16 protein-coding genes are annotated in these 14,027 nt (G+C 61.4%); 10 read left to right on the top strand and 6 right to left on the bottom strand.

The window, feature by feature from the left end; all coding sequences use genetic code 11:
• Positions 1-17: 17 nt before the first annotated feature.
• Entirely contained in the window at positions 18-695 is a 678-nt protein-coding gene (locus tag RCCGE510_RS06680; RefSeq protein ID WP_037077982.1) for an HAD family hydrolase, read from the bottom strand.
• A gap of 120 nt (positions 696-815) precedes the next feature.
• Positions 816-1,133, bottom strand: coding sequence for a hypothetical protein (locus tag RCCGE510_RS06675; RefSeq protein WP_007628363.1), 318 nt, complete (start codon positions 1,131-1,133; stop codon positions 816-818).
• Positions 1,134-1,345: 212 nt separating this feature from the next.
• Between RCCGE510_RS06675 and RCCGE510_RS06670 the strand changes: the two genes are divergently transcribed.
• The 5 genes from RCCGE510_RS06670 to RCCGE510_RS06645 all read left to right on the top strand — a co-directional run bounded on the left by RCCGE510_RS06670 (position 1,346) and on the right by RCCGE510_RS06645 (position 6,921).
• A complete protein-coding gene (locus tag RCCGE510_RS06670) occupies positions 1,346-1,672 on the top strand; it encodes a hypothetical protein (protein ID WP_007628361.1) in 327 nt (108 codons plus the stop codon).
• 180 nt (positions 1,673-1,852) lie between these two features.
• The gene (locus RCCGE510_RS06665) at positions 1,853-3,304 is read left to right on the top strand and encodes a deoxyribodipyrimidine photo-lyase (RefSeq protein WP_007628360.1); all 1,452 of its coding nucleotides are present in this window, start codon (positions 1,853-1,855) and stop codon (positions 3,302-3,304) included.
• The gene (locus tag RCCGE510_RS06660) at positions 3,301-4,632 is read left to right on the top strand and encodes an NAD/FAD-binding protein (RefSeq protein ID WP_007628359.1); all 1,332 of its coding nucleotides are present in this window, start codon (positions 3,301-3,303) and stop codon (positions 4,630-4,632) included. The genes RCCGE510_RS06665 and RCCGE510_RS06660 overlap by 4 nt, the downstream gene beginning before the upstream one ends.
• The gene (locus RCCGE510_RS06655; RefSeq protein WP_037078008.1) at positions 4,629-5,480 is read left to right on the top strand and encodes a DUF1365 domain-containing protein; all 852 of its coding nucleotides are present in this window, start codon (positions 4,629-4,631) and stop codon (positions 5,478-5,480) included. The genes RCCGE510_RS06660 and RCCGE510_RS06655 overlap by 4 nt, the downstream gene beginning before the upstream one ends.
• Positions 5,481-5,661: 181 nt before the next feature.
• Positions 5,662-6,921: a cyclopropane-fatty-acyl-phospholipid synthase family protein gene (locus RCCGE510_RS06645; protein ID WP_007628357.1), complete on the top strand. Its 1,260-nt coding sequence runs from the start codon at positions 5,662-5,664 to the stop codon at positions 6,919-6,921.
• Here the strand turns inward: RCCGE510_RS06645 and RCCGE510_RS06640 are convergent, their stop codons facing one another.
• Complete coding sequence (locus RCCGE510_RS06640; RefSeq protein ID WP_007628355.1) at positions 6,922-7,755, bottom strand: SDR family NAD(P)-dependent oxidoreductase; 834 nt, start codon at positions 7,753-7,755, stop codon at positions 6,922-6,924. It abuts the gene before it with no gap.
• A 100-nt stretch (positions 7,756-7,855) separates the two neighbouring features.
• Entirely contained in the window at positions 7,856-8,515 is a 660-nt protein-coding gene (locus tag RCCGE510_RS06635; RefSeq protein ID WP_192815284.1) for a ChrR family anti-sigma-E factor, read from the bottom strand.
• A 226-nt stretch (positions 8,516-8,741) separates the two neighbouring features.
• Here RCCGE510_RS06635 and RCCGE510_RS06630 point away from each other — a divergent pair, with 226 nt between their 5' ends.
• From RCCGE510_RS06630 to RCCGE510_RS06615, 4 genes are read left to right on the top strand one after another with little or no spacing between them, the layout of a single operon-like run.
• Positions 8,742-9,779 carry a cysteine synthase A gene (locus RCCGE510_RS06630; protein WP_007628352.1) on the top strand — a complete coding sequence of 346 codons (1,038 nt, stop codon included), beginning with the start codon at positions 8,742-8,744 and terminating at the stop codon, positions 9,777-9,779.
• 6 nt (positions 9,780-9,785) lie between these two features.
• Positions 9,786-10,523 (top strand): alanyl-tRNA editing protein, encoded by a 738-nt coding sequence (locus RCCGE510_RS06625; protein ID WP_007628351.1) that lies wholly within the window; start codon positions 9,786-9,788, stop codon positions 10,521-10,523.
• 18 nt (positions 10,524-10,541) lie between these two features.
• Positions 10,542-11,411 (top strand): 3-mercaptopyruvate sulfurtransferase, encoded by an 870-nt coding sequence (gene sseA, locus RCCGE510_RS06620; RefSeq protein ID WP_007628349.1) that lies wholly within the window; start codon positions 10,542-10,544, stop codon positions 11,409-11,411.
• A gap of 5 nt (positions 11,412-11,416) precedes the next feature.
• Positions 11,417-11,977, top strand: coding sequence for a GNAT family N-acetyltransferase (locus RCCGE510_RS06615; RefSeq protein WP_007628347.1), 561 nt, complete (start codon positions 11,417-11,419; stop codon positions 11,975-11,977).
• A gap of 30 nt (positions 11,978-12,007) precedes the next feature.
• Here the strand turns inward: RCCGE510_RS06615 and RCCGE510_RS06610 are convergent, their stop codons facing one another.
• Positions 12,008-12,301 carry a hypothetical protein gene (locus tag RCCGE510_RS06610; RefSeq protein WP_007628346.1) on the bottom strand — a complete coding sequence of 98 codons (294 nt, stop codon included), beginning with the start codon at positions 12,299-12,301 and terminating at the stop codon, positions 12,008-12,010.
• Between RCCGE510_RS06610 and RCCGE510_RS06605 the strand changes: the two genes are divergently transcribed.
• Complete coding sequence (locus tag RCCGE510_RS06605; protein ID WP_007628345.1) at positions 12,300-12,803, top strand: DUF1203 domain-containing protein; 504 nt, start codon at positions 12,300-12,302, stop codon at positions 12,801-12,803. The genes RCCGE510_RS06610 and RCCGE510_RS06605 overlap by 2 nt on opposite strands.
• 16 nt (positions 12,804-12,819) lie before the next feature.
• On the opposite strand, the gene ald is transcribed toward RCCGE510_RS06605, so the two are convergent.
• Positions 12,820-13,938 (bottom strand): alanine dehydrogenase, encoded by a 1,119-nt coding sequence (ald, locus tag RCCGE510_RS06600; RefSeq protein ID WP_007628343.1) that lies wholly within the window; start codon positions 13,936-13,938, stop codon positions 12,820-12,822.
• Between the last annotated feature and the right edge of the window lie 89 nt (positions 13,939-14,027).

Below are 14,027 nucleotides of genomic sequence, written 5' to 3'. Positions count from 1 at the left end.
ACGCGGCCGGATCGATATCAGGCCGCGCTCGGAACGATCAGCATTCTACGATCGGCAGAGATGCGGACCGAGATCTCATCATAGGATGAGAGGGTTGGATGCGGCGTTTCGATCTTGTTGTGATGGGTTGTCGTCACGACCATGACATCGGCGCCCGCCGCCTCTCCGGCGATGATGCCGGCTTTGACATCCTCGAACACCAGACAATCATGGGTGCTGACGCCGAGCCGTTCGGCGCCCAGAATATAACATTGCGGATCGGGTTTTCCGACTTTGACGTCCTCCGCCGTCACCATGAATTTCGGCAGCGGCAAGCCTGCCGCCTCCAGTCGCCGGTGGGCAAGGCGCAACGGCGAGGACGTCACGATCGCCCAGCGATCGGGCGGCAGTGAACTTAAGAATGCCGCGGCACCCGGGATGGCAACGACGTCGCCGACATCGGCGATTTCGGCCTCGGTCACCAGCCTCGATTCATGCTCTGGATCGACCCCGGGCAGGTTCAGCCGGGTGATCGTGTCGATGCCGCGCAATCCGTGCATCTTCGGCAAAAAGGCGGCGACATCGAGCCCATGACGCCTTGCCCAGTCGCTCCATACACGTTCGGCAGCTTGGATCGAATTGAGGATGGTGCCGTCCATATCGAACAGGAAGGCGGCATAAGGCTTCTCGAAGCCACGCGGCATCGGCAGGGGCAAGGGCTTGAATCCTTCAGGGAAAGAGTCGGACGGTGGTCGCTATCGATTGATGAAACGGCAAATCAATCCGATTTGCAAGCTTTCGGGAGGGCGGCGGTGGCCCTGTCAAACTAACTTCGCTTAGAAAGCTGCAGTGCTGGAGGTGGCGATCAGGTCGCAGGAAAGCCGGAGGCCGATTGGGTCGCGGCAGAGGTCCTCGGCACCGTCGGCGAGTTCCTGTACGGCCGGAGTGTCGGCGCGCAGGTAGGCTTGCGTCGTCAGATCGACGCGCATCGGAGCGGCGGTCCAGAGCGAGGGACGGCTGACATCGATTGCGGAAATACCGGCCTTCTCGCCGCCCACCGCACAGGACGCGATCGCCATGCCGCTTACCGTCAAGGCGAGGGCAAGCGCAATCTGAAGACCGAGATCTGCGGCTTCGCGAGAGGAGATGAACATAGCGGCCTCATGCCACGGGTTTTTAGTATCTCCTCATGCAAGTAGGACATGCACTGGCGCCGATCCAGCGGCATCGGCCGTTAAGGTTTATGCATAACCATGTCGGGGTGCCGTTAGGCTCCGATGCAGGTTTTCCGCAAATTTCGGAACAAGGATTCCACCCTGCAGTTACCCCCTGGTCATCCAAGATGAAAATCCAAGGAGGATATCTTATGACCAAATCCCTTATTGCCGCTTCGCTACTCGTGATCGGCATGGCATCCTCGGCCTTTGCCCAGTCTAATCCCGATCCAATCGGACCGACGAATGGCGGCTCCACCGATCAGAGTTCGGGTAGCTATTCATCCGATTACACCAATAATGACAATGGCATGCGGCCGGTACCCGTGTCGCCGGTCGATCCGATGACGACACAGAGTATCGGACAGCCGCAGACAATGGAATGCCCCGGCATGCCGCAGCAGATGTCCGGCGTCGACACCCGCGGCGGCCAGAGCGGCGCATCGATCAGTGAAGCCTGCCGCGAATACGACAATTAAGCGCACAGGCTTCCACTCTGAGCATGTCGCACAAATTTGCGCCACGCTTGGAAAAGGCCGGTTCACGCCGGCCTTTTTCATATCTCCGCGCCATAAAACTTTTCCCCCCGATGAAACTCTTGATCCGGCCATTCCGTAGATCCGTAGCAGTTGAAAAGTACACGCGCGGAGACGGCTTCATTGGCAAAGGACGCGGAAAAACCGGTTATCCTCTGGTTTCGCAAGGACTTGCGCCTTGATGACAACCAGGCTGTCGACGCTGCCCATCGCTCCGGGCGGCCAATCATCCCCCTCTATCTAAGAGAGCCGGAGGCGGCAGGCACCGGTGCACTCGGTGCCGCGCAGGCCTGGTGGCTGCATCATTCCCTGAAGGCGCTGGACGAGTCGCTGCGCAAGCGGCAGGGACGGCTGGTGCTTTCAAGCGGCGGGGCGCTCGAGGTGCTCTGCGCCTTGATCAGGGAGAGTGGTGCCGAGGCCGTCTTCTGGAACCGGCGCTATGATCCATCCGGAATTTCCATCGACAGCCGTATCAAGCACGAGTTGGAACAGCAGGCGATCGAGGCGAGAAGCTTCGGCGGCCAATTGCTGCACGAACCTTCCCTTCTGATGACCGGCAGCGGCACGCCCTATCGTGTCTATACACCATTCTGGCGCGCGCTGGAGGGCGCCGGCGAACCAGGGCGACCGGTGGAAGCCCCGGCGAAACTGCTCCTGGCATCACAACTTCCGAAATCGGAAAAGCTGGAGAGCTGGAATCTGCTGCCGACGAAGCCGGATTGGGCAGGTGATTTCGCTGATCTATGGACACCCGGCGAAGAAGGCGCTCAGGAGAAGCTTGGTGTTTTCGTCGAGGACGCGCTCGACGGTTACAAGCAAAACCGCGACTATCCTGCCAAACCGGCGACGTCGATGCTGTCGCCGCATCTGGCGCTCGGCGAGATCTCCCCTGCCCGCATCTGGGATGCGACACGCGGCCTGTCGAGCCGGGTGCCGGCGACCGATATCGTGCATTTCCGCAAGGAAATCGCCTGGCGCGAATTTTCCTATCACCTGTTGTTCCATTTCCCACGTCTTGCCTCGGCCAACTGGAACGATCGTTTCGACGGCTTCGAATGGCGCAACGACGGCGACGATTTCAAGGCATGGTGCCGCGGCATGACCGGCTATCCGATCGTCGATGCCGGCATGCGCCAGCTCTGGCGCCATGGCTGGATGCACAATCGCGTCCGGATGATCGTCGGCTCCTTCCTGATCAAGGACCTGATGATCGATTGGCGACGCGGCGAGGCCTGGTTTCGCGACACGCTTGTTGATGCCGATCCCGCCAACAACGCAGCAAGCTGGCAATGGGTGGCGGGCTCGGGAGCCGATGCCTCGCCGTTCTTCCGCATCTTCAACCCGGTGCTGCAGGGCGAGACCTTCGATCCCGACGGTGACTATGTCAGGGCTCATGTACCGGAGCTTCAGCGTCTTGGGGCAAAATACATCCACCGGCCATTCGAGGCGCCGAAGAGCGTGCTCGACGAGGCCGGCATCACACTCGGCCAAACCTATCCGAAACCGATCGTCGACCATAAGAGCGCCCGCAACCGGGCGCTCGCCGCCTACAACGCCATGAGAGATGCCGCATGAACGCGCATGTCCGTCCCGCTCCGCGCCGGCTGAAGATCGCCATCATCGGCTCGGGCATATCAGGCGCTTCGGCAGCCTGGGCGCTGTATCAGGTGCACGACGTAACGCTCTACGAAAGCCAAGCGCGGGCGGGCGGGCATACGGCGACGGTCGACGTCGATTACAATGGCGTTCAGATTGCTGTCGATACCGGCTTCATCGTCTACAACGAACAGAATTACCCCAATTTGACGGCGCTGTTTGCCGAGCTCGGCATTGCCACGCATGCAAGCGATATGAGCTTTTCGCTCTCGCTCGACCGCGGCAGGCTGGAATGGAGCGGCGGCGGACTATCCTCGATCTTCGCGCAAAAACGCAACCTGCTCCGGCCGTCGTTCCTGTGGATGATCCGCGAGATCCTGCGCTTCAACCGTACCTGCCTCGAAGACCGGGCCGCCGGCCATCTCGCCTCGCGCTCCATCGGCGATTATCTCGACTGGCGCGGCTTTTCGCCCGGCTTCACCAACAACTATCTCGTGCCGATGGCCGCGGCGATCTGGTCGACACCGTCCGCCCGCATGCTGCAGTTTCCGGCCGAGCATTTCGTTAATTTCTTCGACAATCACCGGCTGATCTACCGCCGGCAACACCAATGGCGGACGGTGACCGGCGGCAGCCGCACCTATCTCGACCGGCTGCTTCGACCGCTCGGCGAGCGGGTGAAACTTTCCTGCGGTGTGCGCAGCGTCATCCGCTCTGAGCGCGGCGTGACGATCATCGGCGAGACCGGCGGCGAATGCCTGTTCGACAAGGTGATCTTCGCCTGCCACAGCGATCAGGCGGCACGGCTACTCACCGATGCCACCGATCGAGAAGGCAGGCTGCTCGCCGCCATTCCTTATCAGCCGAACCGTGTCGTGCTGCACCGCGACCAATCGATGATGCCGCAACGGCGCAAGGTTTGGGCTTCATGGAACTATCTGCGCTCCAGCCACGATGATGGAAAGGCGGATGTCGCCGTCACCTACTGGATGAACCGGTTGCAGGGCATCGACGAGAAATTCCCGCTGTTCGTGACCCTCAATCCCGACCGGGAGCCCGCCCCCCACAAGGTGTTTGCCGAATTCACCTACGAACATCCGCAGTTCTCGGCGGACGCCATGGCCGCCCAGCGGGCGCTTGACACCATTCAGGGACACAACAATTGCCATTTCGCCGGCGCCTGGATGGGATACGGCTTCCATGAGGACGGCCTCGTTTCCGGTCTGGCGGCGGCAGAAGCCTTGGGCGGCATCATACCGTGGCGGACGGCCCGAACCTGGGCATCTCAACCGGACGTGGCGACATGACAGGGCGCGACAATAGACGTGGCATGAACGCTGAAGCCAACGGGCCTCCACCGGATGCCGCGGCAGCGCTTTATGTCGGCCAGATCATGCATCAACGGATGAGACCGTTCGGCAACCGCTTCCACTACCGTGTCTTCTCGCTGCTCGTCGATCTCGATCGGCTCGATGACGCCGACCTGAAGTCGAGGCTGTTTTCCGTCAACCGGCGCAATCTCGTGTCGTTTCATGAAAAGGACCATGCCGATACCGGGAGCGCGTCGCTGCGCGCTTATGTCGACCGGCTGCTCGCTGAGGCGGGGCTCGACCGCGCGAACAGGATCCTGCTCGTCTGTTATCCCCGCATTTTCGGCTATGTCTTCAATCCGCTCTCAGTCTATCACGCCTATGATGCCGGCGGCGCGCTCGTCGCCATGATCTACGAGGTGCGCAATACTTTCGGCGAGCGGCATAGCTATGTCTGTCCCGTAAGCCACGGCGAGATGTCGGAAAGCGGGCTTCGGCAAAGCTGCGACAAACTCTTCCACGTCTCGCCCTTCATCGGCATGGCGGCGCGTTATCATTTCCGCATGCTGCCGCCTGGTGGCGAAATCCGCTGGCGCATCCTCGAAAACGACAATGAAGGCCCGCTTTTCTCGGCGACGTTTTCCGGACGGCAGGTGCCGTTGAGCGGCGCCTCGTTGCTCACGCTGACAGCGCGCATCCCCTTCCTCACCTTCAAGATCGTTGCCGGTATCTATTGGGAGGCGTTGAAATTGTGGCTGAAGGGCGCGCGCTATATCCGGCGCCCACCGCCTCCGCCTGCAGTCAGCGTCCACCGGCCCCGCCCGCTTGCGGAAGCGGCGGAATGATATGCCAGCGCCGTGCACCGGCGCAAAGGACCCTCTTGTATTTTGAACTGCTAAATCGGTTTCGATTTCAGGAATTATGCAGTAGCCTTCGATGCAATGGCCGGGGGGCGGCCACGCGTATCATCACGGGTGCTTCGTCGTCCCTAACCGGCAAGAAAATGCAGGAGAAGGAGGAGGAGAGATGAGCAAGGCGCAGGACTGGAATCTGCTGGCTCGGGACGCGGTGACGCTGACGGCCGAAAACATGTCCCGGATGGTGAAGGGTCTGCCCTTCAAGGCAAAGCTGGCTGTGCGTGGACTTCTGCACATGCAGCACGGTTCGCTAGCCGTTACCCTCCCCGACGGCCGCAGGCTGCTGGTCGAAGGCAAGAAGGCCGGACCAAAGGCGGCGCTCAGCCTCCACAACTGGAACCTGGCCTATCGGGCACTGACGAGCGGCACGATCGGGGTCGCCGAGACCTATATGGACGGCGACTGGGACAGCCCGGACATCGCCGCCTTCCTCGAACTCTTTCTGGTCAATGGCGAGGCCGCCTTCAGCTATGCGCATGGCAAGGGCGGCCTCGGCCGCCTCTTCGAGCGCGTCCGCCATTGGATGAACACCAATACGAAGATGGGCTCGAAGCGCAATATTTCCGCCCATTACGATCTCGGCAACGATTTCTACAGGCAATGGCTCGATCCAAGCATGACCTATTCCTCGGCACTCTATTCGACGGGCGCCAACGATCTGCAATCGGCACAGAATGCCAAATACCGCGCGCTCGCCGAGGCGACCGGCATCAGGCCCGGGGATCACGTACTGGAGATCGGCTGCGGCTGGGGCGGTTTTGCCGAATTCGCAGCAGGCGAGCTGAACTGCAAGGTGACCGGGTTGACGATCAGCCGCGAGCAACTTGCCTTTGCCGAGGAGCGCATCCGCAAGGCCGGTCTCGGCGACCGCGTCGAATTTCGCTTCCAGGATTACCGCGACGAAACCGGGCTCTACGACCGGATCGTCTCGATCGAGATGTTCGAAGCGGTCGGCGAGAAATACTGGCCGTCCTATTTCTCCAAACTCAGACAATGTCTTAAACCGGGCGGCAAGGCCGGCCTGCAGATCATCACCATCAGCCCTGAATCGTTTGACCAGTATCGCAGCAATCCCGACTTCATCCAGAAATACGTCTTTCCCGGCGGCATGCTGCCGACGCGCAACCATCTGGCCGAGCTCGCCGGTAAGGTCGATTTGTCGCTGGTCAAGGATTTCGGCTTCGGGCTCGACTATGCCCGCACTTTGGCCGAATGGCGCGAGCGTTTCTGGTCGGTCTGGGAACGCATCCGCCCGATGGGCTTCGACGAGCGTTTCAAGCGGCTCTGGGAATTCTATCTGTTCTATTGCGAAGCGGGTTTCCGCGCCCGCAATATCGATGTGCGCCAGGTCGTTTTCTCGCGCCGTTGATCATTCCGCCGGATGCGGCGTCACTGGATGGTGACCAGTCGAGGACGGCCGTTCCCGCCAGCCGGTCACACGGTTCACCAGCGTGAAATAAGCGCCATAGGGGAGCATACGCGCCAGCTTCAGCATGGTGGTGAAGCGCTTCGGGAACGTGATCTCGAAGGCCTGCGATTTCAACCCGGCAGCAATCTGCCGGGCGGCCTCCTCGACCGACACCAGGGCCGGCATTGGGAAGGCATTCTTTCGCGTCGCCGGCGTGTCGACAAAGCCCGGGCTGACGAGCTGGATGCGGATACCCATTTTGTCGAGATCGAATTTCAGGCTTTCGGCCATATTGATCAGCGCCGCCTTGGTGGCGCCGTAGGCAGCACCCGTCGGCAGGCCGCCATAGCCGGTGACGGAGGAGACGATGGCGATCTGTCCCTGCCCTTTCGCCTTCATGTGGCCGATTGCCGGCAGCAGACAGTTGACGACGCCGGAAAGATTGACGGCAAAGCTTTTCTCGAAATCGGCGCGGTTCAGATCCTCGGCATGGACCGGGAGGTAGATGCCGGCATTGAAGATGGCCATGGCGAGCGTGCCGTGTTCATATTCGATGGAGGCCATGACATGTTCCATGTCCTCGGCATCGGTGACGTCACCGTCGAGAACGACGATGCTGCCGGAAAGATCGCTGGCCTCCGCCTGCAGCTCAACCAGTTTTTCGTGGCTTCTGGCGGTGACGGCGACCTTGTATCCTTCGTCCGCGAGCTTCAGCGCCAGCGCTCGGCCGATCCCGGAGCTCGCCCCGGTGATCCAGACGATTCCATGTTCGGGACGGGCGACGAAATCACGCATGACATCTTCCTCCGGCTCTGCCTGACTAAACACGAAAAACAGCTCCGGAAGTTTCTGCTGCTCCCGGATTTATGGCTCTATCACACCATTGTGGCTGCTTTCAGCCGATCAGGTCGCCGATCATCTGACGAAAGGATCCCGTCAGCCTGACCGGCCCGTCCGAAACGGCAAAGGCGATGCAAGGCCTGTCTTTTTCGGCGACCGGCCGATGGTCGACCGTCTCGTCGGCAATGGAGATATCGCCGGGGCCGAAGCGCCCGCGTTCATCGTTGAAGGCGCCGTCGAGGATGAGGATCAGTTCCATGCCTTTGTGGGTATGCGCCGGCAAGGCGCGGCCCGCGCGGATCCACATCAGGTTGACCTCGCAGCCGTCCATATCGAGGCAATATTCCTTGAAACCCGGCAAGCGCTTGCGCCAGGGCACATCCTCGACTTCGAAGCCGACGAGATCACGCAACGCTTGGGGAAACAGCGCGTTTCGCGGCCGTGACGGCGCCCGTGGCGCCGAGAGGAGAGACGCGGAAGAAAAGATTGCCGCAAGCCGCCGGTCGCGATCGGCAATGGCGGCTTCAGCCAGGTTCTCCAGGGCTTCGCCGGCCAGCAGTTCGAGGCTGTTTACCAGGCTGCGATTGTCCGGTCTCATTTCGAGATGAGCCTGCACCAGCGCACGTGCCGGCTCGGGCAAGGAGCCGGCGACATATTGCGCCATCAATGCATCGATCGTGTCGATCTGTTCGTGAACCATATGGGTTTCGGTCACGCCCCGTTGCCGCGCTCCGTTTTCGCTTTGTCGTCATCCGTACGGGGAAAGTCAATCTTCGGATCACCCCGAACATGGCGGTATCGCCGGCCATGCACCATTTCGGGAGCAGAAAGCCAAATTTTATCGTCTGCGACAGAGGCGTGGAATAGCATTTCTTGCCAACTCAGCCTTGTGAAGGGAAAAGACCGTTCCTAAAGTAAGAGTTCGAATAGAGGCAGATTCCATGACCTTCCACCCTTCCGTCCTCGAAGCCATCGGCAACACGCCCCTGATCAAACTCAAGGGCGCGTCGGCTGCGACCGGCTGCACCATTCTCGGCAAGGCGGAGTTTCTGAACCCCGGCCAGTCGGTGAAGGATCGCGCCGCGCTATACATCATCCGTGATGCAGAGCGGAAGGGCTTGCTTCGGCCCGGCGGCGTCATCGTCGAAGGCACGGCCGGCAACACCGGCATCGGGCTGACGCTGGTCGCCAAGGCGCTCGGCTACCGCACCGTCATCGTCATCCCGGAAACACAGAGCCAGGAAAAGAAGGACGCGCTGAAACTGCTCGGCGCCGAACTCGTCGAAGTGCCTGCCGTTCCCTACAAGAACCCGAACAACTACGTGAAGGTCTCCGGGCGGCTCGCCGAGCAGTTGGCGAAGACCGAAGCGAATGGGGCGATCTGGGCAAACCAGTTCGACAACGTCGCCAATCGCCAGGCACATGTCGAAACGACCTCCCGAGAAATCTGGAAGGATACCGACGGCAAGATCGACGGCTTCATCTGCTCGGTCGGCTCCGGCGGCACGCTGGCAGGTGTCGCCGCTGGCCTGAAGGCTTTCAACGCAGACATCAGGATTGGCATCGCCGATCCCGACGGCGCCGCTCTCTATGAATTCTACCAGAACGGCACGTTGAAATCCGAGGGCTCCTCGATCACCGAGGGCATCGGCCAGGGCCGCATCACGGCCAATCTCGAAGGCTTCACCCCCGATTTTTCGTATCGGGTGTCCGATGCCGAAGCGCTTCCCTATCTTTTCGATCTCGTCGAAAACGAGGGCCTCTGCCTTGGCGGCTCGACAGCAATCAACATTGCCGGCGCGGTCAATCTCGCCCGGGATCTCGGACCCGGTCACACCGTGGTGACCATCCTCTGCGACTACGGCAACCGCTATCAGTCGAAGCTCTTCAACCCGGATTTCCTGACATCGAAGGGGCTGCCGGTTCCGGGCTGGATGGCCAGGTCGCCCGACATAAACGTTCCCTATGAGCCCGCGTGAGATCCCATGCCCGTCAATGCCCTCTTTCGTGACGACTTCTATCTCTCGACCTGCGAGGCAGTCGTCACGGCCGTGAACGAAGACGGAGGCATCGAACTGGACCAGACCTGCTTCTATGCGGCATCAGGCGGCCAGCCGGGTGATACCGGCGAGCTTGAACGAACCGACGGCACCAAGATCGCCCTTAGCCAGACGAAATACGGTCCAAGCAAGGATATCATCATCCACGTGCCGCTCGAAAACGAGCCGAAGCCTGTGGTCGGCGAGACGCTGGTGCTGCATGTCGACTGGCCGCGCCGCTACAGGCTGATGCGCATGCATACGGCCTGCCACCTGCTGTCCGTCGTCTGCTCCTATCCGATCACCGGGGCTGCCGTCGGCGAGGAGGAGAGCCGCATCGATTTCGACATGAGCGAGACGATCGACAAGGACGAAGTCACGGCCAAGCTGATGGAACTGGTCGGTCAGAACCATCCGGTCACTCTGCAATGGATCACCGACGATGAACTTGCCGCCAATCCCGATATCGTCAAATCGAAGAATGTCCGCCCGCCGATCGGGCTCGGGCGCGTCAGCCTCGTCTGCATCGGCGAAAACTCCTCGATTGACAGCCAGCCCTGCGGCGGCACACATGTCTCCGAGACACAGGAAGTCGGGCAGATCCACATCGCCAAGATCGAGAAAAAGGGCAAGGAGAACCGGCGCTTCCGCATCCGCTTCGGCACGCCCGGCGACGAAGCCTGACCATCAAGGGAGACCATAATGAGTGAGACCAAGAGCCGTTTCGTCGTGTCGGCCGACTGGCTGCAGGCCGAGCTCGGGAACCCGGATTTGCGCGTGCTGGACGCCTCTTTCTATCTGCCGGCGCAGAAGCGCGATGCCGATGCCGAATATGCGGCCGGCCATATTCCCGGCGCCATCCGCTTCGACCAGGACAAGATCGCCGACCATTCGACCTCGCTGCCGCACACGATCCCCTCACCCGGTTATTTCGCTACTGAGGCCGGCCGGCTCGGCATCAGCGAGAACGATCGCATCGTCGTCTATGACGGCATCGGCCTGTTCGCCTCGCCGCGGGTCTGGTGGCTGTTCCGGGTGATGGGTGCAAAGAACGTCTTCGTGCTCGATGGCGGTCTCGACGGCTGGAAGGCCGAAGGCCGGCCGCTCGAAAGCACCATGCCCAGCTATGCGCCGGCGCGTTTCACGCCTGACTTCGACGAGAGCCGCGTGGTGACGCTCGATACGATGCGCGATATCGTCTCGAGCGGCGCGATGCAGATCGCCGATGCCCGCAGCGCCGGCCGCTTCGCCGCCGCCGAGCCCGAGCCGCGTGCCGGCATGCGCTCCGGCCATATGCCCGGCGCCCGCAGCCTGCCCTCCGGCACCTTCGCCAACCAGGGCCGGTTCAAGTCGCTGCCCGAACTCAGGCAGACGATCGAGGATGCCGGCATCGATCTTTCCAAGCCCGTCGTCACCTCCTGCGGCTCGGGCATCACCGCCGCAATCATCACGCTGGCGCTGGAATCGCTCGGCCATCACGACAACAAGCTTTATGACGGTTCGTGGAGCGAATGGGGCAGCCGTGACGATACGCCCATCGTCACCGGTCCGCCGGCACCGGTCAAAGCCTGATCGCCATGGGGAAGACACCTCTTTCGCTGAAAGCGCACATCACCCGGCTCGAAATGACGGCGCCGCCGAAGGCGAGCATGCCGGTGCCCGTCAATATCCAGACGGCGATCATGCGCGCGCCTGAGATCCCTTTGCCCTTTTACCGCTATCTCTACCGGCAGGTCGGCGCACGCTGGCAATGGGTGGACCGGTTGCGCATGAGCGACGAGCAGCTCACCGAGACGCTGAACGACAAGCGCAACAATATCAGCGTTCTCTATGTGAACGGCGCGCCCGCCGGTTTCTACGAATATTTCTGCGAGAACGAAGATACGATCGAGCTCAGCCATTTCGGCCTGATCGAACACGCGCTCGGTCTCGGCATTGGCAAATGGTTCCTGCTGCAGGCGCTCTACGCCATCTGGTCGCTCAATCCCAAGCGGGTCACCACCACCACCAACAATCTCGACCACCCGCGCGCACTGCAGCTCTACCAGATGTACGGCTTCTCCCCGGTCTCGACCGGCACCGGCATCGTCCGGCCGCTGAGCGACAAGGAGCTGCTGGAGATGGCGCGGAAAGGCTGACGACTTCCATCCTGGCTCAGTCGAAGGCAGCTAACGCTGCGTCAGGCTGCTCGGGCGGCGCGGATCGTTGCGGCGCTCGAAATCGAGCGTGCGACCCGACTGTTCCTTAAGTTCAGCCAGTTCGCGGCGCAGAGCCTTTAGCTCGTCCAATATTTCTGCATTCTGTTGCGCCAGCAGCGCCAGATCGACGTCGGCCATAAGCCTTCTCCTTTCGCCATGCAGCTTTTCAAGAAGAATAGCCTCTCTTTTCTCACGCGCAAGAATCGGGTGGCTTGCGCACTCGTCCGGGTGCAATTTCATGGCGATCACAAGGAGATTTGCCATGACCGCCATTCGTTTTGCCGCCATGCCGACCAGGGACGCCGAACATCTCTGGAGCGGCGGCCGTGACGCCTATGACAATTTACCCGAGACGATGATATCAGACGGTGACGGCGATCCTTGCCGCCACTGCTTGCAGAATATTGAAGAGGGTGAGGCGCTGCTGGTTTTTGCCTACCGGCCCTTTCCGGTGCTGCAGCCCTATGCCGAAACTGGGCCGATCTTCTTGCACAAGCAACCCTGCCGACGTTATGCCGCCGAGGAAATCCAGCCGCCGATGCTGACGATGAGCCCCGACTTCATCGTCCGCGGCTATAGCGAGAACGACCGCATCGTCTATGGCACCGGCGCAGTGACTGCTATAGCCGATATCCTGGCCTATGGCGAAAAGCTGCTGGCCCGGCCGGAGATCGCTTACGTGCACGTGCGCTCGGCGCGCAACAACTGCTTCCAATGCCGGATCGACAAGGTAAAGACGCCGGTTCTTGCAGAGACCGGCGCCTAACCTTGAGTCAGGTAGCTTACGCTACGTTCAGCACGCTTTCCGGCGCGAAAGCCTCGTAGCCGAGCGCCTCGGCGACCGGCTTGTTGGTGATGCGGCCCTTGTGCACGTTGAGGCCGTTTCGCAGGTGCTTGTCTTCAGCAATGGCGCGCAGGCCGCGATCGGCAAGCGCCAGGCCGTGGACCAGCGTGGCGTTGTTCAGCGCGTGCGCCGAGGTGACGGGTACCGCGCCTGGCATGTTGGCGACGCAATAATGCACGACGCCGTCGACCTCATAGGTCGGATCGGAATGGGTCGTCGCATGCGAGGTCTCGAAGCAGCCGCCCTGGTCAATGGCGACGTCGACGATGACCGAGCCCTTCTTCATGCCGGACAGCATCTCGCGGGTGACGAGTTTCGGCGCGGCCGCACCGGGGATCAGCACGGCGCCGATGATGAGATCTGCCGAGAAGACCTCCTCCTCCAGCGCCTGGATGCTGGAATAACGGGTGTGGATGCGGCCCGCGAAGATATCGTCGAGCTGGCGCAGGCGCGGCAGCGACCGATCGAGGATGCTGACATCGGCGCCGAGGCCGGCGGCCATCCTGGCGGCATGCAGGCCGACGACGCCACCGCCGATGACCGCAACCTTGGCCGGCAGGACGCCGGGTACGCCGCCGAGCAGAATGCCGAGGCCGCCATTGGCCTTCTGCAGGGCGGTCGCGCCCGCCTGAATAGATAAGCGGCCGGCAACCTCCGACATCGGCGCCAGCAGCGGCAGGCCGCCACGCTCGTCGGTCACCGTCTCATAGGCGATCGCGGTGACGCCGGAGGCGATGAGACCCTTGGTCTGATCGGGATCCGGGGCCAGATGCAGATATGTATAGAGAAGCTGACCATCGCGCAGTTGCGCCCATTCGGAAGGCTGCGGCTCCTTCACCTTGACGATCATGTCGCATTTTTCGAAGATATCTTTGGCGGAAGCGGCAATCTTCGCGCCGGCCGCGGCATAGGCGGCGTCATCGGCGCCGATGCCGCCGCCCGCCTTGGTTTCCACCCAGACGTCATGGCCATGGGCAACATATTCGCGCACCGAAGCCGGCGTCAGGCCGACGCGGTATTCATGGTTTTTGATTTCCTTCGGGCAACCGACACGCATTTGCGTTCCTCTCATCGATCTCCGCGGCTGCGGATTTTTCGGATGAGGAATCCAACCACCAAGGCCGTGAAATGTCCTTGCAAAGACGA

It is taken from the genome of Rhizobium sp. CCGE 510 (genome assembly GCF_000292525.1).
Classification (GTDB): domain Bacteria; phylum Pseudomonadota; class Alphaproteobacteria; order Rhizobiales; family Rhizobiaceae; genus Rhizobium.
Note: the sequence above shows the minus strand (reverse complement) of the source record. Positions and strands in the feature narration are given on the sequence as shown.